The organism is Polynucleobacter sp. UK-FUSCHL-C3 (assembly GCF_040409815.1).
In the GTDB taxonomy this organism is placed as follows: Bacteria; Pseudomonadota; Gammaproteobacteria; order Burkholderiales; family Burkholderiaceae; genus Polynucleobacter.
The window spans coordinates 1069752-1088716 of record NZ_CP099959.1; the positions used below are offsets into that span (position 1 = coordinate 1069752).

Consider the following 18965-nt stretch of genomic DNA (forward strand, 5'->3'; position numbering starts at 1 on the left):
TATTTTAGGTCAGATGAGCATTAATGATCCGACGGGGGGATTCAATATAGTCTCGGGATTGCATCTCGATGAGGCGTGAGACCGTTCGCGCAAATTCATCCACCACCTGGCCCTCGGTATAAAGCTGGTCTGGAGGCACTTCCGCAGACATAATTAATTTAACCCGGTGATCATATAAAACATCAATGAGCCAAATAAAGCGTCTTGCTTCGTTGGTTAGTCGGGGTGGCATATGGGGTACCCCCGCTACGATTACTGTATGAAAGGTATTTGCAATCTCTAGGTAATCATTTTGAGAGCGAGGCCCACAACAGATGGTCTGAAAGTCAAACCACACCACCCCTTCTGCTAAATGCAAGGCCCGAATTTCTCTAGACTCAATCTTTAGTACCGGATACGAAGACTCTATTTGCTTACCAATCAGATTATGGAAGTAGTCGTCTAACTTTTTATCATTTTCAGCGGTTAGTGGATGCAGATAGGCTTGGATACGCGACATTTGCAGTTGGCGATAATCACTCCCAGCGTCGACATTCAATACATCCAACTTATCTTCAAGCAGTTCAATGGCAGGCAATAAGCGGTCACGGTGCAAACCATTTGGATAGAGTTGATCTGGACGATAGTTTGAGGTCATGATGAACTGCACTCGATCAAGGAACAATGCTTTGAGCAAGCGGTACATGATCATCGCATCGGCAATATCGTTGATATGAAACTCATCAAAGCAAATTAAGCGATAGCGCTCTGCAATTCGCAAGGCAAGCTCATCAAGTGGGTCTGCCAAGCCTGAGAGTTCATGTAACTCGCGATGGACCTCGCGCATGAACTCATGAAAATGGATACGGATCTTCTTCGTAACGGGTGATGCCTCATAAAAGCAATCCATTAAGAAGGATTTACCCCTGCCAACGCCGCCCCAAAGATAAACCCCTCGGGGGAGCTCTGGATGAAATATTTTTTTGGTCAGCGCATTGCTGCGGATCTCTTTATACGCCACCCACTGATCTTCGCACTGCTGTAAACGCACAATGGCCTGCTCTTGCGCAGGATCCGGTTGATAGCCGCGCGCTTTGCACTCTTGATGATAAAAGTCAGCGACTTTCAAGTTACATATTGAGTGCGCGTTGATCCGTTGCTAAAGCAGCTTCACGCATCACCTCAGATAGGCTGGGGTGGGGATGACAAACGCGAGCAATATCTTCAGCGGCTGCTTTGAACTCCATCGCCAATGCTCCTTCGGCAATCAGATCCGATGCATTGGGGCCAATAATATGGACTCCTAAAACTTCATCCGTTTTGGCATCGGCCAATATCTTCACAAAGCCCTCAGCTCGGTCCATGCCAAGCGCACGGCCATTGGCCATGAAGGGAAATTGACCAACTTTATAAGCGCGTCCCTCAGCTTTTAATTGTTGCTCTGACTTACCAACCCAAGCGATTTCTGGGTCGGTATAGATAACCCAAGGAATGCAGTTGTAATCAATATGGGGTTTTTGTCCTGCCAGTAACTCTGCAACCAATACACCCTCATCCTCGGCCTTGTGCGCGAGCATTGGTCCGCGCACCACATCACCGATGGCATATACACCTGGGACAGCGGTGGCACAGGTATGGTCATTGATGGGGATAAAGCCGCGCTCATCCGTCTTTAACTGCACAGCCTGAAGATTGAGACCTTCTGTATTAGGAACACGACCTACTGAGACGATTAAGCGATCACACTCCAATTTTTGGGGTTTGCCAGCGCTATCCTGATACGAAACCACAACGCCCTTCTTATCGGCTTGAACCTTATCAATCTTCACACCCATATGCATATCGAGTCCTTGTTTGGTGAAGATCTTCTTAGCCTCTTTAGCAATGCCCTCATCGCAGGCACCCAAGAAGGTGGGCAAAGCCTCTAATACAGTAACTTGTGAACCGACACGACGCCATACCGAGCCAAGCTCCAATCCGATTACACCGGCACCAATCACACCCAAGCGCTTGGGTAAAGAATCAAAATTGAGGGCACCTTCGTTATCGCAGATCAGAACGTTATCCACTGTGATACCGGGTAAATGACGAGCCTTCGAGCCCGTTGCAATGATGACATTCTTGGCAATGACCGTACCCGCATCTTTACCAGTAATCTTAATTTGATAGCCGTCAGCGCCTTTACCTTCGAATGAGGCATGGCCTTTAAGGGAGGTCACTTTGTTTTTCTTAAATAAGAAATTAATCCCGCCGGTCATCTTGGTCACGATCTCGTCTTTACGAGCAAGCATCTTTGCAATATCGATACTGACCTTACCCACCGTGATGCCATGATTGGCAACGTGATGGCCGATCTTCTCAAACTCTTCGGACGAGGCTAATAAAGCTTTTGAGGGAATACAACCAACGTTTAGGCAAGTTCCACCCAAGCGAGGCTCCCCTTTGGGATCCGCATATGGGTTCGCTTCTGCACAGGCTACTTTAAATCCCAGTTGGGCAGCACGGATTGCAGCGATGTAACCACCGGGGCCAGCTCCAATGACCAGCACATCAAATACTTGGCTCATGGTCTACTCCTTATAGGTCAAGAAGTAAACGGGCTGGATCTTCTAAGAGTTCCTTCATCGCCACCAAACCTAACACCGCTTCGCGACCATCGATGATGCGATGATCGTAGGACAGTGCCAAATAATTAATCGGCCGAATTACGATCTGTCCGTCTTCAACCACCGCCCTCTCCTTGGTCGCATGAATCCCCAAAATAGCGGATTGTGGTGGATTGATGATCGGAGTTGAAAGCATCGAACCAAAGACGCCGCCATTAGAGATCGAGAACGTACCGCCAGTTAACTCTTCAATGCTTAATTTGCCATCGCGGGCTTTATTCCCGTAATCAGCAATTTGCTTTTCAATTTCGGCCAAAGTTAGTTGATCCACATTACGCAAGATGGGAACCACCAAACCGCGTGGCGAGCTTACGGCAATACCGATATCAAAGTAACCGTGATAAACGATGTCATTACCATCGACCGATGCATTGAGGATGGGATACTTTTTAAGAGCATACGTAGCCGCCTTCACAAAGAAGGACATAAAGCCTAATTTAACGCCGTGGGTTTTCTCGAAGGTATCTTTATAACGAGTGCGCATAGCAATCACCGGCGCCATATTGACCTCATTGAAGGTTGTCAAGATAGCGTTATTGGCCTGTGACTCTAATAAGCGTTCAGCAATACGAGCCCGCAGACGTGTCATTGGAACGCGCTCTTCAGTACGCTCACCTAGAGATAAATTAGAGATGGGCAATGGTGTGGCTGACGACACTGTCTTCGCTCCACCAGAAACAGCATTTAGAACGTCGCCTTTGGTAACACGTCCATCTCGACCCGTTCCCGAAACTTGCGCAGCATTGAGATTATTCTCGGCCATTAACTTGGCTGCTGAAGGTGCGGCAATTGTGCCTTTTACTGCCGCAGGGGCTGGGGCTGAGGCTGGTGCTGCTGCTTTAGGAGCTGCAGCGACAGTAGCTTTACCTTCACTATCAATTTTTGCGATCACTTGCTCGGCTACTACGGTGCCGCCGTCAGCAACGATAATCTCCGATAGCACGCCGGCAGATGGCGCTGGTACCTCTAGCACTACTTTGTCGGTTTCGATCTCAATCAAGATCTCGTCTTGAGCAACAGCTTCACCGGGTTTCTTTTTCCATTGCAATAGGGTTGCTTCAGCAACAGACTCTGATAGTTGGGGAACTTTGACTTCAAATAAGGCCATGATGTGTCCTATGAATAGGTTAAATAATGAGTGGTAAATTGAATAAGTGATCCATTTGCAAACGCATGGTTTACTTAGTGATCACAAATCCTTTTAATTTCCCAAACGCTGCGGTGAGCAAGGCCTTTTGCTGAGTCTGGTGCAAATGGGCATAGCCGACTGCTGGTGATGCAGATGCTGGTCGGCCCGCATATCCCAAATGCATTCCTTCGCTCATGTTCTCAAGCAAGTTATGTTGCACAAAGAACCATGCACCCTGGTTTTGCGGTTCATCCTGACACCAAACCAGTTCCGTTACATTGGGATACGTTTTAATAACGTTTGCAACTGCTTTATGCGGGAATGGATATAACTGCTCAATCCGCACAATCGCCGCATTCTCTAATTTCTTATCAGTGCGTTGCTTTACAAGATCGTAGTAAACCTTGCCAGAGCATATGATCACACGCTCAATCGACTGAGGATCAATCGATGCATCACTCTCCGGAATCACAGTTTGGAACTCACCCTTCGTGAACTCGATGAGTGGCGATGCGGCATCTTTATGACGCAACAGCGATTTAGGAGTCATGATGATGAGCGGCTTTCTAAATTGCCTAATCATCTGGCGGCGCAAGAGATGGAATATTTGTGATGCGGTAGTAGGTTGTACCACCTGCATATTGGTATCCGCACACAGTTGCATGAAGCGCTCTAAACGGGCTGAGGAATGCTCGGGGCCTTGACCTTCATAACCATGAGGCAACATCATCACCAAACCGTTCACACGGCCCCACTTCACTTCACCAGAGGCAATAAATTGATCGATCACCACCTGCGCACCGTTTGCAAAGTCGCCAAACTGAGCTTCCCAAATCGTTAAGGTATTCGGTTCGGCAGCGGCATAGCCATACTCAAATCCCAGCACAGCCTCTTCCGACAGAATCGAGTCGATGACAGTAAATGGGGCTTGATCTTTACTCACATGCTGTAATGGGATGTGGGTACCAGTGTCCCAATTTTCTCGATTTTGCGCATGGAGTACAGAGTGACGATGACTAAATGTGCCGCGACCACTATCTTCACCGGATAAACGAATTGGGTAACCGCTAGCAAGCAAGGAGGCGAAAGCCATTGCCTCTCCCATGCCCCAATCCACATTGATCTCGCCACGACCCATTGCCGCACGATCGGTATATACCTTTTGTACCAATGGATGCGCTTTGAAATCATCCGGCAGAGTCGATAACTTATCTGCAAGCCTCTTCCATTCGGATAGAGGAATGGCCGTGTCAGCATGATCGGTCCATTTCTTGTTGAGGAACGGTGACCAATCCACTGCAAACTTGCCTTTGAAATTACTCAATACCGGATCGAGGGTTTGCTTGCCCGCATCCATCGCGGCACGATAGGCTTTCACCATCTCGTCGCCTGCGCCTGCTGCAATAACACCTTGCGCCTCAAGTCGGTCAGCATATAGTTTGCGGGTACCAGGATGAGTAGCAATAATGCTGTACATCAAGGGCTGGGTCATTGCCGGCGTATCTTGCTCGTTATGGCCTAGCTTTCTGAAACAAATAATATCAACCGCAACATCTTTCTTAAATTGGGTGCGGTACTCCAAGGCCAGCTGAGTCGCTAACACCACCGCTTCTGGATCATCCCCGTTCACATGCAAAACCGGTGAGTCGATGGTTTTCATGATGTCGGTGCAATAAAGACTAGAACGCAAATCGCGGGGATCTGAGGTGGTAAAACCAATTTGGTTATTGATCACAATATGGACCGTGCCACCAGTGGAATATCCACGTACTTCGGATAAAGCCAAGGTCTCTTGCATCACGCCTTGACCTGCAATCGCAGCATCACCATGCACGAGTACCGGTAGAACTTGATCGCCCTTCGCATCATTGCGACGCTCCATCCTTGCGCGTGCCGAACCCTCCACTACTGGGTTCACAATCTCTAGGTGCGATGGATTAAAGGACAGGGATAAGTGCACTGGACCACCTGGGGTCGAGATGTCGCTCGAGAATCCTTGGTGATACTTCACATCACCAGCGGGCAGATCTTCTTGCGCGGTGTGATCAAACTCAGCAAAGAGGTCTTTGGGTGATTTACCCAATACATTGACTAAGACATTTAAGCGTCCACGGTGCGCCATGCCAATCACAATCTCTTGGACGCCTTTCTTGCCAGCCCCCTGAATTAACTCATCCATGCAGGGAATAAAACTATCGCCCCCTTCGAGCGAGAATCGTTTTTGCCCTACATACTTTGCTTGCAGATAACGCTCAAGGCCCTCTGCTGCGGTTACGCGGTCTAGGATCTGACGACGTTGCTCATTTGTAAACTTAGGCGTAGACCGAATCGACTCTAATTTCTCTTGCCACCATTTTTTGATCTTCTGATCAGCAATGTACATAAACTCGGCAGTCAAGGTGCCACAATAGGTCTCGCGCAATGCCTGCAACAGATCCCGCAGGGTCATGTTGTTCTTACCAAAGAAGGTATTGCTGGTGTTAAAGACGATATCCATATCGCCGTCACTAAATCCGTAAAACGACGGATTAAGCTCCGGAATATCAGGGCGCTCTGTGCGCTTGAGGGGGTCTAAATTAGCCCAGCGATTACCAACGTTCCGATAAGCAGCAATTAATTGCTGAACCGCAACGCGTTTGCGACCCATCTCGGAGTCCGCTGAATCCTGGATCGTTTTAATGGGTCCTTGCTTAGCCCGCTCAGCAAAGGATGCAACGATTGGGGCATGGGCAATATCTCTACCGTTTGAACCATCGACAGCTGGGACTTGAACAACGTTATCAAAATAGTCGCGCCAGTGCTGTGCAACGGATGTGGGATCTAATAAATACGATTCGTAGAGTTCTTCTACGTAGGGGGCATTACCCCCAAAGAGGTACGAAGACCCTCTATAGGACTGCATCATGATGCTCACCTTTCATCGGGTAACCCGAAAAAAACTGTGGTTTCAACCATCTGCGACACGGCTTAACCGATTAGCAGAACGCAAAGCAAATGCCTTATGTAATGTAAGGATAACATGACATTTAGAAGAAAACATCTCAATATCAAGGGATTAGTACAAAACCTAGGGTGGGTGACACAATAAAACCACGGCGAGGATTACAGCCAACTTCCCCATTGCCTACATACATATAAGAAATTTCCTACTTGCAATTAATCCTTTGCCGACAGAATTTTCTTCAATTGCTTTTTATGCTCTTTCTATCCCAATTAATAGAAGGAGAAAATCGATGAAAGCCATCAATCCAGACCAGCAGTACCTTAGTACCCGACAGAGCGCCAAGATCCTACAGGTATCTCTGGGAACAGTGCAAAAAATGGTGGAAGAAGGAGATTTGGTCGCCTGGAAAACCCGCGGTGGGCACCGACGGATCCTAGCAACATCGCTGAATCAGCAGCTAAGACGTCGCAAGCTGGGCTTACAAGAAAGCGCCAGCAAGCAACAATATCTAGCGCTCGGTATCTTTAGGCGTCCCGAGAACTTAGTGCAGATGCGCTCCGCAATTGAGAGCTGGTCCCTAAGGCTAGATTTAGTTGGCTCCATAGACAGCCTAGAAGGGCTGATGCAAGCGGTCTCGCTCTATCCCGACGTAATTTACTTAGATTCCTTAATACCGCCGGTTGAGCAGTTACATCTAATTCATTACCTCAGCAAGAACATCCAAACCAGAAGAATTCCCATGCTAGTAGACGAAGCATTTGTGCAGCTCCACCCTGGCGTGCTCGATATGGCCCAAGAAAATATTCAACAACTAAGGCCTCCGGAGTTCGAGGAGCCAATCATCAACGAAGCACTAAATCAACTTCCAGAGAAATCTACTGTATTTGCATACTCCGCCGATAGCGAGCAAGGCAACGATAAGCACAATCCAAGATTAGAGGCTCTGTTTGTAGAAGCCCTCAATAATGCCCTCTAAGGTTTATATCCAAGGAAGCACGCTTAGGGCATGCTTATACTGCAAAAGAAAAAGCCAGTTCGATGAACTGGCTTTTCTATCAACGTAATGCGAATTACTTAATCACAAACTTAGTGCGATCTTTATCTGCGATCCATTTAGGCGCCTTACCACGACCAGTCCAGGTCTCGCCGGTCGATGGGTTTTTATACTTTGCAGCTACCTTACCCCGCTTCTTGCCAACGCGTTTCTTGCTAGCGGGCCCTTTCTTTGCTGGGCGACCGCGCTTACCTTTTGCTACACCTTTGCGACCAAATAGATCACCCACTTCTAGACCAAATTGCTCAATGATTTCTTTGGCTTTAGCAATTCCTTCAGCCTTTTCTCGCTGCATCATGGCATTAATTTGGCTGTCTAATTTTTCCCGCTGTGCTACTAAATCTTTAAACGATGACATTATTTATAAATTCCTTTGAAAACTAATGAGTAAATAGTAATGATTAATATAGAAGGTATATTGATTATTCTTTTAAATAAAATATTACTAGACCAGATTATAGATTAATAAAGGTTTTTAGAAGAAAGATTATTAACCCTAAGGCTATATATTACAACTAATATTGTTTATATATGACAACTAATATTGTAAATTGGTAATTTTTATCATTTAAATCAATTAGTTAAATAATTTATTACTAATATAATAATGCTAATCAATAACTGATAATTATATTATTTAATATTAATTATTTTATTTTCTTACTGTGGCTTAGCGCGCCGTAGCATAAAGCTACCCGTGGATTTGGCGGTTAATTGCCCTGCTTCATTGAAAATACTGCCCTCACAATAATTAACGGTACTACCAGCCTTTAATACCTTACCTTCGGCAATTAATATCCCTTTAGAGGGGCGAAGAAAGCTAGTAGTCATATCAATGGTAATCACGCCTAAGATATGTTCGTGGGAGCTACGAGCCGCCGCTGCCATCGCAAAATCCAAGATCGACATCACGACCCCGCCGTGGGCTACATGAAAACTATTCAGCAACTCAGGCCGAAGATGAAGACGAATACGAGAATGGCCGTTTTCGGCAAACTCGGGTTCGACCCCCAGAACATCAAGGAAGGGAATCTCTAAACCAAAATACGTTTTACTCATTATTTGGCAAATAATCGATCAGGATGAGCCATGGCCTTGAACTCAATTGCATTACCCGAGGGGTCTAAGAAAAACATCGTGGCCTGCTCACCGACCTCACCCTTAAAACGAATATAAGGCTCGATCACAAACTGGGTGCCTGCTTTCTTTAATTTATCGGCCATCGCCTCCCACTCAGGCATCGACAATACGATCCCAAAATGTCGGACAGGTACTTTTTTGCCGTCCACGTCAGAATGAACGTCGTTTTGTGCTTCCCCATGGGCCAAATGCGCTACGATTTGATGTCCAAACAAATTGAAGTCAATCCACTCATCGGAGCTTCGTCCCTCCGGACATCCAAGTAGGTCTCCATAAAAGGCTCTTGCATCTTTTAAGTTATCGACTGGGAATGCCAAATGAAATGGGTGCATGATGACTCCTTGATATTGATGGTCGGGGCGAGAGGATTTGAACCTCCGACCACTTGCACCCCATGCAAGTACGCTACCAGGCTGCGCTACGCCCCGACGAAAAGATAAATTGTAGCTCAGCGGCTAAGGACTTGAAGCACCTCGAGCAACTCTTCGCGCAAACGTAATGACGATTTACTCTCATCAAGCCGATTTTTTGCACCGCTGATCGTAAACCCCTCTTCGTACAATAAGGTTCTTATTTGTCGGATTAAAACAACCTCGTGGTGTTGATAATATCGACGATTACCCCGTCTTTTTTGAGGGCGCAACTGATCAAACTCTTGTTCCCAATAGCGCAGTACGTGCGGTTTTACACCACACAACTCTCCGACCTCGCCAATCGTAAAATATCGCTTATTGGGGATGGGGGGCAAAAGCGGGAGACTGTCCGCCTTTGAATCAAGCTCTGTTTTGATTCTCAGCATGGGACTCGACTGCGTCCTTCAGCTTCTGACTAGCGTGAAAAGTAACGACGCGACGGGCTGCAATTGGGATCATCTCTCCAGTTTTTGGATTGCGTCCAGGCCGCGCTGTTTTATTGCGCAACTGGAAATTACCAAAGCCAGAGATCTTTACTTCTGCGCCCGCCTCTAGAGTCTGACCAATACGATCAAATAACGCATCGATCATATCTTTTGCTTCGCGTTTATTGAGGCCCACCTGATCAAATAAAGCTTCAGAGAGTTCGTTCTTCGTAACCGTTTGATTGTTCGCAGTCATATCGATACTCTTTTCGTACTTGTTGTCTTAGATGAATGATAAATATAACAAATTACTGGCTTACTAGCGTAAACGGGCTGCACAGTCTTTTTGTAAAGCGCCTAACAAGGCACTTACAACCGCTTCCACCTGAGTATCTTGCAAAGTCTCTTGATCATTGACCAGGGTGAGTCTAAATGCAAGGCTTTTCTCGTCGGCAGCCATGGAAGCGCTCTCCTTTTGAGGACGAAACTCATCAAATAACTCAATCTTCTGTAAATAAGGTTGTTTCTTGGTCAGCATGGCATCAATCAGGCTTTGTGCTGGAACAGACTGCTTGACGACCACTGCAATATCGCGATGCACCACGGGAAACTTACTAATCTCATGAGGCCTTGGTAAGCCGATCTCTGTCACCGCATCCCAATGGATCTCAAACAAGACCGGAGCAGATGCTAGCTCATAGGTCTGTTGCAAAGCAGGATGCAACTCCCCTATCCAACCAATTGCTGCATTCGCAAGATAAATCTCGGCGGAGCGACCAGGATGCAATGCAGGGTGAGGTGTAGCGGATGCCTTGGTCTGTATCTGCAGAGGGTTTAAGGCACGCTGTAGATCACCCTTCACATCAAAGAAATCCACTAGCTGATTAGTGCTGGCCCATTGCTCAGGGTTTGCAAACCCATAGGCGAGGCCACCTAATTGTTTATTCTGAATAAAACCAGCAAGTGCTCCGGGCTGATCAGTTTGCTTAGGATCACGTTTAAATACTCTACCGATCTCAAACAAACGAGCGCGGCTAGCACCTCGGTTGAGATTGCTGCGTAAGTTGTGGAGTAAGCCACCCCATAAATTACTACGCATCACCCCATAATGGCTGGCGATGGGATTTAGAACTTCAATCGGATTGGGTTGACCCATTTGGGCCTCGGTTTGACGATCAATGAAACCAAAGTTGACTACCTCTTGATATCCCTCTCCCGCCAAACGATGGCGGACAGCATGGACAATGCGCTTAGACTCGAGGGGCGCACTCATTTTAAGCTCTGCACTGGGTGGCACATCGGGGATATTCTCAAAGCCGTATAGGCGGGCTACCTCCTCAATCAAGTCCTCTTCGATCTCAAGATCAAAGCGATAGCTAGGGGGCTGTACTGTGAAGACCGTTTTGGAGTCCTGTCCCGTCACCGTGAACTCTAGACCTAAACGTTTAAAGAGATCGCTAACGATCGCCATGGTTAGCGGTATTCCGATTACTTTCTCGGCGCGAGTTAAACGCATAGTGACCGGTTTACGCTCTGGCAAAGCGTTAATCTGATCGTCGATCGGACCAAGCTGTCCACCACAAACTTGCACAATCAGGTCACTTAAATACTCTAAGGCAGAAATCGTTCCCTGCGGGTCAACGCCTCGTTCAAAGCGATGTCCTGCGTCGGTTGTAAAGTTAAAGCGGCGCGTTCGTCCAGCAATCGCGGCTGGCCACCAGAACGCAGCCTCTACATAAATATTTTGAGTAGCATCACCAACTGCTGTGCTGTCTCCACCCATAATGCCAGCCAAGCTAATAGGGCCAGACTGATCGGCAACTACGCCAACTTTCAATGCGGATGCAGAAGAATCGGGCGCAGGTTCAACGGTTTGCTCGTTTAACAACTTCAGACTCTCACCTGCTTTACCCCAACGAACCACTAGTCCACCTTGAATACGATCAAGATCAAATACATGATTCGGTTGACCTGTCTCTAGCATGACATAGTTCGACAAATCAACCAGAGGCGAGATACTCCGTTGCCCCGCATGTGCTAAACGTTGCACGATCCACTCTGGAGTCTTAACTTTGACATTTACACCCTTGATAACACGACCAGCAAAACGCCCACATAGATCGGCATCTTCAATCGTGACCGCCAAGCGATCCGCAATGCTAGTTATTAAGGTCTTACTCTTCGGAATACACAGGGCAGCCCCAGTAATTGCAGCGACCTCGCGGGCTAAGCCAATAACGGATAAGCAATCAGTTTTATTAGGGGTTAGCTTAATCGTAAAAATCTGGTCATCAAGCTTTAAATACTCACGAATGTTTTGACCCAAGGGTGCATCGACGGGCAACTCCAGAATGCCAGCATGATCCTCTCCTAAACCAAGCTCACGGCCCGAGCACAACATGCCATTACTTTCCACGCCACGTAATTTACCAACCTTAATCTGAAATGGCTTACCACCCTCTTCTGCGGGCGATAACTCAGCACCAACGAGTGCACATGGGATCTTGATTCCAGCACGTGCATTCGGTGCGCCACACACAATTTGCAGGTTCTCAAAACCAGGTCCTGCGTTCACTCGACACACCCGCAAGCGATCTGCATCGGGATGTTGCTCGGCAGAAATAATTTCTGCAACAACTACTTTGCTAAATGGGGGCGCTACCGAGCGTTGCTCTTCCACCTCTAAACCAGCCATGGTCATTGCATGGCTTAAAGCCTTGCTATCGATCGCAGGATTTACAAATTGACGTAACCAGGACTCAGAAAATTGCATATCAGAACTAAGCCGGAAATTGCGCTAAGAAGCGCAGATCGTTATCAAAGAAGAGGCGTAAATCATCAATGCCATAGCGCAACATCGTGAGGCGCTCTAAACCAGAACCAAAGGCAAAGCCCATATAGCGCTCTGGATCAACCCCCATATTACGCAAGACATTAGGGTGAACCTGTCCTGCACCGGAGATCTCTAACCAGCGTCCTGCCAACTTACCGCTACCAAAGGCCATATCAATTTCAGCAGACGGTTCTGTGAATGGGAAATACGATGGTCTAAAGCGTACCTGCAGTTCATTGGTCTCAAAGAAGGTACGCAAGAAGTCGGTATACACACCTTTTAAATCAGCAAACGAGACACTCTCGGCAATCCACAGGCCCTCTACTTGATGAAACATCGGTGAGTGCGTGGCATCGCTATCGACTCGATAGGTACGACCCGGTGCAATTACCTTAATCGGCGGCATCTTATCTTGGCCGTACCGTTTGACATGCTCACTGGCATACCGTATCTGAATTGGGCTGGTATGGGTTCTCAAAAGTAATGGCTTACCTTGAGTATCCTTACCATCGACATAAAAAGTATCTTGCATTGAGCGAGCGGGATGGTTCTCAGGGCTATTTAGGGCTGTGAAGTTGAACCAATCATTCTCGATCTCAGGGCCATCAGCTACATCAAAACCAATCGAATGAAAAATAGTTTCCACGCGCTCCCAGGTGCGCATGACAGGATGCAAGCTACCGACGGCTTGCCCTCTTCCAGGCAAAGAGACATCGATCGCCTCTGCTGCCAGGCGGGCTTGTAATACGTGATCAGCGAGGGCTTGACGACGCGCATTGAGGGCATCCTCAACAGCGGTCTTGGCTTGGTTAATATGGGCACCGGCAGTCTTACGCTCATCAGGCGACATACCACCGAGCGCTTTTAAGCGCTCAGTGAGTAAGCCTGATTTACCGAGATACCGAGCTTTTGCATCCTCCAAAGCAGCAGGGTCGCTGGCTTTGGAGAAATCGCGTTTGGCATCCTCGACAATTTGGTCGAGAGAAACCATGGCTATGAAGACTTAGGCTTGTACTACAGCAGATTTAACACGTGTTACCAAAGCAGCGAACGCTTCTTTGTCAAACACAGCCATATCGGACAGTACTTTACGATCGAGTTCGATCGAAGCCTTCTTCATGCCATTCATGAACACGCTATAGGTCATGTCATGTTCACGCACTGCGGCGTTGATACGGGCAATCCATAAAGCACGGAATACACGCTTCTTGTTACGACGATCGCGATAGGCATATTGCCCAGCGCGCATGACCGCTTCTTTAGCGATACGGAATACATTCTTACGACGTCCACGATAACCGGTTGCGGCATCGGTGACTTTCTTATGACGGGCTCTTGCTGTAACCCCACGTTTTACTCTTGGCATAGTGTTCTCCTAAGATTTAAGCGTAAGGCATCATGGAGCGAATCGACTTAACGTCGGCTTTCGCAACAGGGGCGGAACCACGTAATTGACGCTTGCTCTTGGTGGTTTTCTTGGTGAGGATGTGACGCTTGAACGCCTGTCCTCGTTTGATTGATCCACTTGCGCGGACCTTGAAGCGCTTTGCTGCGCCACTTTTGGTCTTCATTTTGGGCATGACTGCTCCCTTTTCTTTCTCTGTGCGACTGCGGTGGCAACCGACGGTTGCTCTTCCTGTACCGATAGTTCGCTACTAAGTACTACCTACTGCAACTACAAACCTTTACTTCTTTTTAGCGGGCGCTAAGACCATCACCATTTGTCGGCCTTCCATCTTCGGAAATTGCTCGACTTGACCATAAGGCTCTAAATCAATCTTGAGCCGGTCTAACATCTTGACTCCGATTTCTTGGTGAGCCATTTCTCGACCCCGAAACCGCAGCGTAATTTTTGTTTTGTCGCCGTCTTCCAAAAAGCGGATCAAATTACGTAGCTTGACACCGTAGTCGCCATCATCGGTTCCAGGCCGAAACTTCACTTCCTTTACCTGGATCACCTTTTGCTTAAGCTTTGCTTCATGCAAACGCTTGGCTTCTTGGTATTTGAACTTACCAAAGTCCATAATACGGACTACGGGTGGTTCGGCATTCGGTGCAATCTCGACTAAGTCGGTATCTTCTTCTTCTGCAAACCGCAAGGCTTCGTTCAACTTAACTACGCCGACAGCACTGCCATCGGATCCTATCAAACGCACTTCAGGAGCAGTAATTTCCTGGTTAATGCGTTGCAATTTTTCAGTAGCGATCTTCTAATTCCTCTCTAACAAACAATAAAAAGCCACCACACCCCCTAGCTAGGCTCGGGTCCGACTTTCTGGGATATATCCTGCTGGAGTCGGGTGACAAAAGCGTCTAGAGGCATTACCCCCAAATCAACTCCGCCACGGGCACGAACGGCCACAGTATTACTTTCACGCTCTTTATCGCCAACAACTAGCAAATAAGGCAGTTTTTGTAATGCGTGCTCCCGTATTTTATACGTAATTTTCTCGTTTCGCAAATCCGATTCCACTCTAAACCCTTGTTTTTTCAGCAATTGCTGGACTTTTTGAGCATATTCGGCCGAATTTTCTGAGATATTAAGAACAATCGCCTGGGTTGGGGCCAACCAAACTGGCATGGCGCCAGCATGATTTTCAATCAAAATCCCGATAAAACGCTCTAAGGAACCCACAATGGCTCGGTGAAGCATCACTGGCACTTTGCGGCTATTGTCCTCAGCTACATACTCGGCTCCTAAGCGGGCAGGCATCGAGAAATCAACCTGCATAGTGCCGCACTGCCAAGAGCGACCAATCGAGTCTTTAAGGTGATATTCAATCTTGGGGCCATAGAAAGCACCCTCACCCGGCAACTCTTCCCACGTTTGTCCGGAAGCTTTTAGAGCACCGCGCAAGGCGGCCTCGGCTTTATCCCAAATCGCATCATCACCTACTCGCTTAGCAGGGCGCAAGGCTAACTTCACTGCCACTTCCTTAAAGCCAAAGTCGGCATAAACAGCTCGCACTGCTTTATCAAAAGCAGCCACCTCGGACTGTATCTGATCTTCAGTACAAAAAATATGGCCATCATCTTGGGTAAAGCCACGCACGCGCATCAAACCATGCAAAGCGCCCGATGGCTCATTGCGATGGCATTGGCCAAACTCGCCAAAGCGCAATGGCAACTCACGATAACTATGTAAACCTGAATTAAAGATCTGCACATGGCCAGGACAGTTCATTGGCTTTAATGCATAGGCCCGATTCTCAGACTCGGTCGTAAACATATTCTCTTTGTAGTTATCCCAGTGACCCGATTTCTCCCACAAGCCACGATCTAATATTTGCGGAGCCTTCACCTCGTGATAGCCCTCATTTTGATAGACGCGACGCATGTATTGCTCAACTTCTTGCCAAATTGCCCAACCCTTGGGGTGCCAGAACACCAAACCAGGCGCCTCATCTTGGAAATGGAAAAGGTCTAACTGTTTAGCAAGGCGACGATGATCGCGCTTCTCTGCTTCCTCCAACATATGTAGGTAGGCATCTTGATCTTCTTTTTTGGTCCAAGCCGTGCCATAGATACGTTGCAACATCTCATTCTTACTATCGCCACGCCAATACGCACCAGCGAGCTTCATGAGCTTGAACACCTTTAACTTACCCGTGGACGGAACGTGAGGACCGCGGCAAAGGTCGGTGAACTTTCCTTCGGTATATAGCGATACATCTTCACCCTGCGGAATGCTTGCAATGATTTCTGCTTTGTAAACCTCGCCTTGTTTCTTGAAGAACTCAACCGCTTGATCGCGCGGCATTACTTGCCGAACAACCGGCTCATCCTTCTTGGCCAATTCCGTCATCTTTTTTTCCAGAGCGATGAGGTCCTCGGGTGTGAATGGGCGATGGTATGAGAAGTCGTAATAGAAACCATTATCGATTACAGGACCAATGGTCACTTGTGCTTCTGGAAATAATTCTTTGACGGCATACGCTAATAAATGCGCGGTCGAGTGCCGAATTACCTCTAAGCCTTCTGGATTTTTATCGGTGATGATGGCCAATTGCACATCACGATCAATCGTGTGACTCAGATCGACTAAGCGACCATCGACCGATCCTGCTAAGGCTGCCTTAGATAGACCGCTCCCAATATTTTGGGCAACCTCTGCAATGGTCACTGGCGCAGGAAATTCACGCTTTGATCCATCCGGAAGAGTAACAACCACCATACCTGCTCCATCAAAACGACTACGTATAAATAAGAATGCGCGTTCGTCCCAAACTAAATGAGCACAACGCGCATACCAATTACATCTCTTTACTTCTCTATCGTTGGTAGGCTCGATTGGACTCGAACCAACGACCCCCACCATGTCAAGGTGGTGCTCTAACCAGCTGAGCTACGAGCCTATATAAAACAAGAGTTTATCACCGCCGGCGCACTTCCGTGACTCCCCGCAAGCTCTCCAGGCCAGTTTGTATGAGTCTTAAGGCTTCGGTGTTCTGTATCTCAATGGTCAATTGGATCTGCGCTAAGCCTTTGCGGACCGATTTTTTGAGATCAATCACATGCACACCGATCTTAGAGGTAATCTCAAAGAGCTCACGCATCAGTTCTGGGCGATCTAATGCGCTAATGGCTAAATCTGCTGGGAACACCCGATCTTTCCCTGCACCCTGCTCTGGGTCGAGCTTCGCACTCCAGGCTGTTTGGATGACCCGCTCGGGTGCGCGCTCGAGTAAGGCCCTAAATGTTTTACAACTCCTGCGATGAATCGATACGCCACGCCCCTGCGTGACAAAGCCGGCAATCGGATCGGGTGGTACTGGACGGCAACACTTGGCCAATTGGGTTAATAAAGAATCGACCCCTACAACTAAGACATCACCGCTTTGATTGGCTTTGCTTTGACGGGGCTTAATTTGAATATCGTCAGCTAGAGACTTGTCAGTCGGCTTCTCTGTTTTGGTCTCGCTTGGTTTAGGTACGCTTTGACTGGCCTCATCATCGAGCGCATTAAACCAGGCCCGTACGCGTGCCCGCGCCCGCTGTGAGCGCAGATAGCCCCGTTCGGGATTGAGCCAATCGCGTGATGGGCCACCCTGCTTTACTGAAATAATTTCGATGGTTTGACCATTACTCAGGGCTGTATCGAGTGGCACCATCGCCCCATCAATCCGCACACCTCTGCAGCGATGGCCTAAATCGGTATGAACAGCATACGCAAAGTCTATGGCTGATGAACCTTTTTCTAAGGCAATCACCTTACCAAGAGGGGTCAGTACATAAATATGATCATCGATCTCATGATGCTTGAGTTGCTCCCAGGCATCTTCTTTCCATGAGATAAGTTGCCTAGCCCAAGCAATTTGTCGCTCATAGGCCACTTCCGCACTGTGTGTCCCTGCGTCTTTTGCGTCCGCAGAATACGCACCTTCCTTGTAACGCCAATGAGCTGCTAAACCATACTCCGCCTGCTGGTGCATCGCCTGTGTCCGAATCTGTATCTCAAATGCAATACCCTGCTCGTCAATCACTACCGTATGCAAAGATTGATAGCCATTTGGCTTGGGTCGAGCAATGTAGTCATCAAACTCCCGCGGTACCGGTTGCCACAAGTTATGTACCAAGCCTAATGTGGCATAGCATGCCTTGACATCATCAAGCAAAACCCGAAACGCTCTAACGTCATACAGGTTGGCAAACTCTAACGACTTGCCTTGCATCTTTTTCCAGATACTGTAGATGTGTTTAGGTCTTCCTTGCACATCAGCCGTAATATGCGTGGTTTGAAGCTCTTTTTTGAGACGCGCAATGACATCCTTGATGAACTGCTCACGCTCAACTCGTCTAGAGTCTAATAAACCTGCGATCTCTTTATAAGTTGCTGGGCTTAGAACTCGAAAGGCTGAATCCTCCATCTCCCATTTCATTTGCCAGATACCTAAACGATTGGCAAGACTGGCATCGATATCTAAAATCTCTTGTGCCCATAAAGGACTGGGGGTAAGGTGATTTTTAGTAACCCAGCGCAGCGTTTGTAAGCGAGATGCTAAGTAGATCAGGACCACCCGTAGATCATTACCAAAGGCAAGCAACATCTTGCGCAAGATTTCTTCTTGGCCAGATACAGTACTCAAACCATCCTGCTTCATCAACTTAGCCTGAGCTTGACGAAGGCCCCGGTACCCAATCAGTAATTGACCGGCCTCTTGCCCTAACTGTTTAATCAGGGCGTCTTTACCAGTATTGCTGTGTAACTGCCCTGCCGCTGAAATACTGGCTTCGTCTAAACGCAAATCGCGCAAGATGATGGCGACATCATGCGAGTGCTGTTCAGGAGGCTCACCAAACCACGCATCAACTGCTTTATTAGTTTGATTAGCGTCTGAGGCAGTGCTTGCGGAATTGGGGCTAGGCACGTTGTTTAAAGAAT

17 protein-coding genes and 2 tRNA genes are annotated in these 18965 nt (G+C 47.8%); 1 reads left to right on the forward strand and 18 read right to left on the reverse strand.

What is annotated here, in order from left to right; genetic code table 11:
- Positions 1-4 precede the first annotated feature (4 nt).
- The 4 genes from zapE to NKE59_RS05430 form a co-directional block, all read right to left on the reverse strand.
- Positions 5-1108, reverse strand: coding sequence for a cell division protein ZapE (zapE, locus tag NKE59_RS05415; protein ID WP_353437943.1), 1104 nt, complete (start codon positions 1106-1108; stop codon positions 5-7).
- 1 nt (position 1109) lies between these two features.
- The gene (lpdA, locus tag NKE59_RS05420; protein WP_353437944.1) at positions 1110-2546 is read right to left on the reverse strand and encodes a dihydrolipoyl dehydrogenase; all 1437 of its coding nucleotides are present in this window, start codon (positions 2544-2546) and stop codon (positions 1110-1112) included.
- A 10-nt stretch (positions 2547-2556) separates the two neighbouring features.
- Positions 2557-3753 (reverse strand): 2-oxoglutarate dehydrogenase complex dihydrolipoyllysine-residue succinyltransferase, encoded by a 1197-nt coding sequence (gene odhB / locus NKE59_RS05425; protein ID WP_353437945.1) that lies wholly within the window; start codon positions 3751-3753, stop codon positions 2557-2559.
- Between the two features lie 70 nt (positions 3754-3823).
- Positions 3824-6679: a 2-oxoglutarate dehydrogenase E1 component gene (locus NKE59_RS05430; RefSeq protein ID WP_353437946.1), complete on the reverse strand. Its 2856-nt coding sequence runs from the start codon at positions 6677-6679 to the stop codon at positions 3824-3826.
- A gap of 328 nt (positions 6680-7007) precedes the next feature.
- Here NKE59_RS05430 and NKE59_RS05435 point away from each other — a divergent pair, with 328 nt between their 5' ends.
- Positions 7008-7694 (forward strand): helix-turn-helix domain-containing protein, encoded by a 687-nt coding sequence (locus NKE59_RS05435; RefSeq protein WP_353437947.1) that lies wholly within the window; start codon positions 7008-7010, stop codon positions 7692-7694.
- 94 nt (positions 7695-7788) lie between these two features.
- Here NKE59_RS05435 and NKE59_RS05440 read toward each other — a convergent pair whose 3' ends face one another.
- The 14 genes from NKE59_RS05440 to NKE59_RS05505 all read right to left on the reverse strand — a co-directional run bounded on the left by NKE59_RS05440 (position 7789) and on the right by NKE59_RS05505 (position 18951).
- A complete protein-coding gene (locus tag NKE59_RS05440) occupies positions 7789-8130 on the reverse strand; it encodes an H-NS histone family protein (RefSeq protein WP_353437948.1) in 342 nt (113 codons plus the stop codon).
- A 302-nt stretch (positions 8131-8432) separates the two neighbouring features.
- Positions 8433-8831, reverse strand: a complete 399-nt coding sequence (locus NKE59_RS05445) for a PaaI family thioesterase (protein WP_353437949.1) — start codon at positions 8829-8831, stop codon at positions 8433-8435.
- A complete protein-coding gene (locus tag NKE59_RS05450; RefSeq protein WP_353437950.1) occupies positions 8831-9244 on the reverse strand; it encodes a VOC family protein in 414 nt (137 codons plus the stop codon). Before NKE59_RS05450 ends, NKE59_RS05445 begins: the two co-directional genes overlap by 1 nt.
- Positions 9245-9263: 19 nt before the next feature.
- Positions 9264-9340, reverse strand: a tRNA-Pro gene (locus NKE59_RS05455).
- A gap of 20 nt (positions 9341-9360) precedes the next feature.
- The gene (locus tag NKE59_RS05460; protein ID WP_353437951.1) at positions 9361-9711 is read right to left on the reverse strand and encodes a MerR family transcriptional regulator; all 351 of its coding nucleotides are present in this window, start codon (positions 9709-9711) and stop codon (positions 9361-9363) included.
- Entirely contained in the window at positions 9686-10006 is a 321-nt protein-coding gene (locus tag NKE59_RS05465; RefSeq protein ID WP_353437952.1) for an integration host factor subunit alpha, read from the reverse strand. Before NKE59_RS05465 ends, NKE59_RS05460 begins: the two co-directional genes overlap by 26 nt.
- Positions 10007-10069: 63 nt before the next feature.
- On the reverse strand, positions 10070-12523 hold the full coding sequence (gene pheT / locus NKE59_RS05470) for a phenylalanine--tRNA ligase subunit beta (RefSeq protein ID WP_353437953.1): 2454 nt from the start codon (positions 12521-12523) through the stop codon (positions 10070-10072).
- Between the two features lie 7 nt (positions 12524-12530).
- Positions 12531-13574 carry a phenylalanine--tRNA ligase subunit alpha gene (gene pheS / locus NKE59_RS05475; protein WP_353437954.1) on the reverse strand — a complete coding sequence of 348 codons (1044 nt, stop codon included), beginning with the start codon at positions 13572-13574 and terminating at the stop codon, positions 12531-12533.
- Positions 13575-13586: 12 nt separating this feature from the next.
- Positions 13587-13949, reverse strand: a complete 363-nt coding sequence (gene rplT / locus NKE59_RS05480) for a 50S ribosomal protein L20 (protein WP_353437955.1) — start codon at positions 13947-13949, stop codon at positions 13587-13589.
- Between the two features lie 16 nt (positions 13950-13965).
- On the reverse strand, positions 13966-14163 hold the full coding sequence (rpmI, locus tag NKE59_RS05485) for a 50S ribosomal protein L35 (protein WP_353437956.1): 198 nt from the start codon (positions 14161-14163) through the stop codon (positions 13966-13968).
- A gap of 105 nt (positions 14164-14268) precedes the next feature.
- Positions 14269-14790: a translation initiation factor IF-3 gene (gene infC / locus NKE59_RS05490; protein WP_353439920.1), complete on the reverse strand. Its 522-nt coding sequence runs from the start codon at positions 14788-14790 to the stop codon at positions 14269-14271.
- Between the two features lie 44 nt (positions 14791-14834).
- Positions 14835-16757: a threonine--tRNA ligase gene (gene thrS, locus NKE59_RS05495; protein ID WP_353437957.1), complete on the reverse strand. Its 1923-nt coding sequence runs from the start codon at positions 16755-16757 to the stop codon at positions 14835-14837.
- Between the two features lie 104 nt (positions 16758-16861).
- Positions 16862-16938, reverse strand: a tRNA-Val gene (locus NKE59_RS05500).
- Between the two features lie 18 nt (positions 16939-16956).
- Positions 16957-18951, reverse strand: a complete 1995-nt coding sequence (locus NKE59_RS05505) for an HD domain-containing protein (protein ID WP_353437958.1) — start codon at positions 18949-18951, stop codon at positions 16957-16959.
- Between the last annotated feature and the right edge of the window lie 14 nt (positions 18952-18965).

Coding starts and splice junctions, on each gene's coding strand:
- lpdA (WP_353437944.1), bottom strand. CDS start 2,546: ATGAGCCAAGTATTTGATGTGCTGGTCATTGGAGCTGGCCCCGGTGGT.
- odhB (WP_353437945.1), bottom strand. CDS start 3,753: ATGGCCTTATTTGAAGTCAAAGTTCCCCAACTATCAGAGTCTGTTGCT.
- NKE59_RS05430 (WP_353437946.1), bottom strand. CDS start 6,679: ATGATGCAGTCCTATAGAGGGTCTTCGTACCTCTTTGGGGGTAATGCC.
- NKE59_RS05435 (WP_353437947.1), top strand. CDS start 7,008: ATGAAAGCCATCAATCCAGACCAGCAGTACCTTAGTACCCGACAGAGC.
- NKE59_RS05440 (WP_353437948.1), bottom strand. CDS start 8,130: ATGTCATCGTTTAAAGATTTAGTAGCACAGCGGGAAAAATTAGACAGC.
- NKE59_RS05445 (WP_353437949.1), bottom strand. CDS start 8,831: ATGAGTAAAACGTATTTTGGTTTAGAGATTCCCTTCCTTGATGTTCTG.
- NKE59_RS05450 (WP_353437950.1), bottom strand. CDS start 9,244: ATGCACCCATTTCATTTGGCATTCCCAGTCGATAACTTAAAAGATGCA.
- NKE59_RS05460 (WP_353437951.1), bottom strand. CDS start 9,711: ATGCTGAGAATCAAAACAGAGCTTGATTCAAAGGCGGACAGTCTCCCG.
- NKE59_RS05465 (WP_353437952.1), bottom strand. CDS start 10,006: ATGACTGCGAACAATCAAACGGTTACGAAGAACGAACTCTCTGAAGCT.
- pheT (WP_353437953.1), bottom strand. CDS start 12,523: ATGCAATTTTCTGAGTCCTGGTTACGTCAATTTGTAAATCCTGCGATC.
- pheS (WP_353437954.1), bottom strand. CDS start 13,574: ATGGTTTCTCTCGACCAAATTGTCGAGGATGCCAAACGCGATTTCTCC.
- rplT (WP_353437955.1), bottom strand. CDS start 13,949: ATGCCAAGAGTAAAACGTGGGGTTACAGCAAGAGCCCGTCATAAGAAA.
- rpmI (WP_353437956.1), bottom strand. CDS start 14,163: ATGCCCAAAATGAAGACCAAAAGTGGCGCAGCAAAGCGCTTCAAGGTC.
- thrS (WP_353437957.1), bottom strand. CDS start 16,757: ATGGTGGTTGTTACTCTTCCGGATGGATCAAAGCGTGAATTTCCTGCG.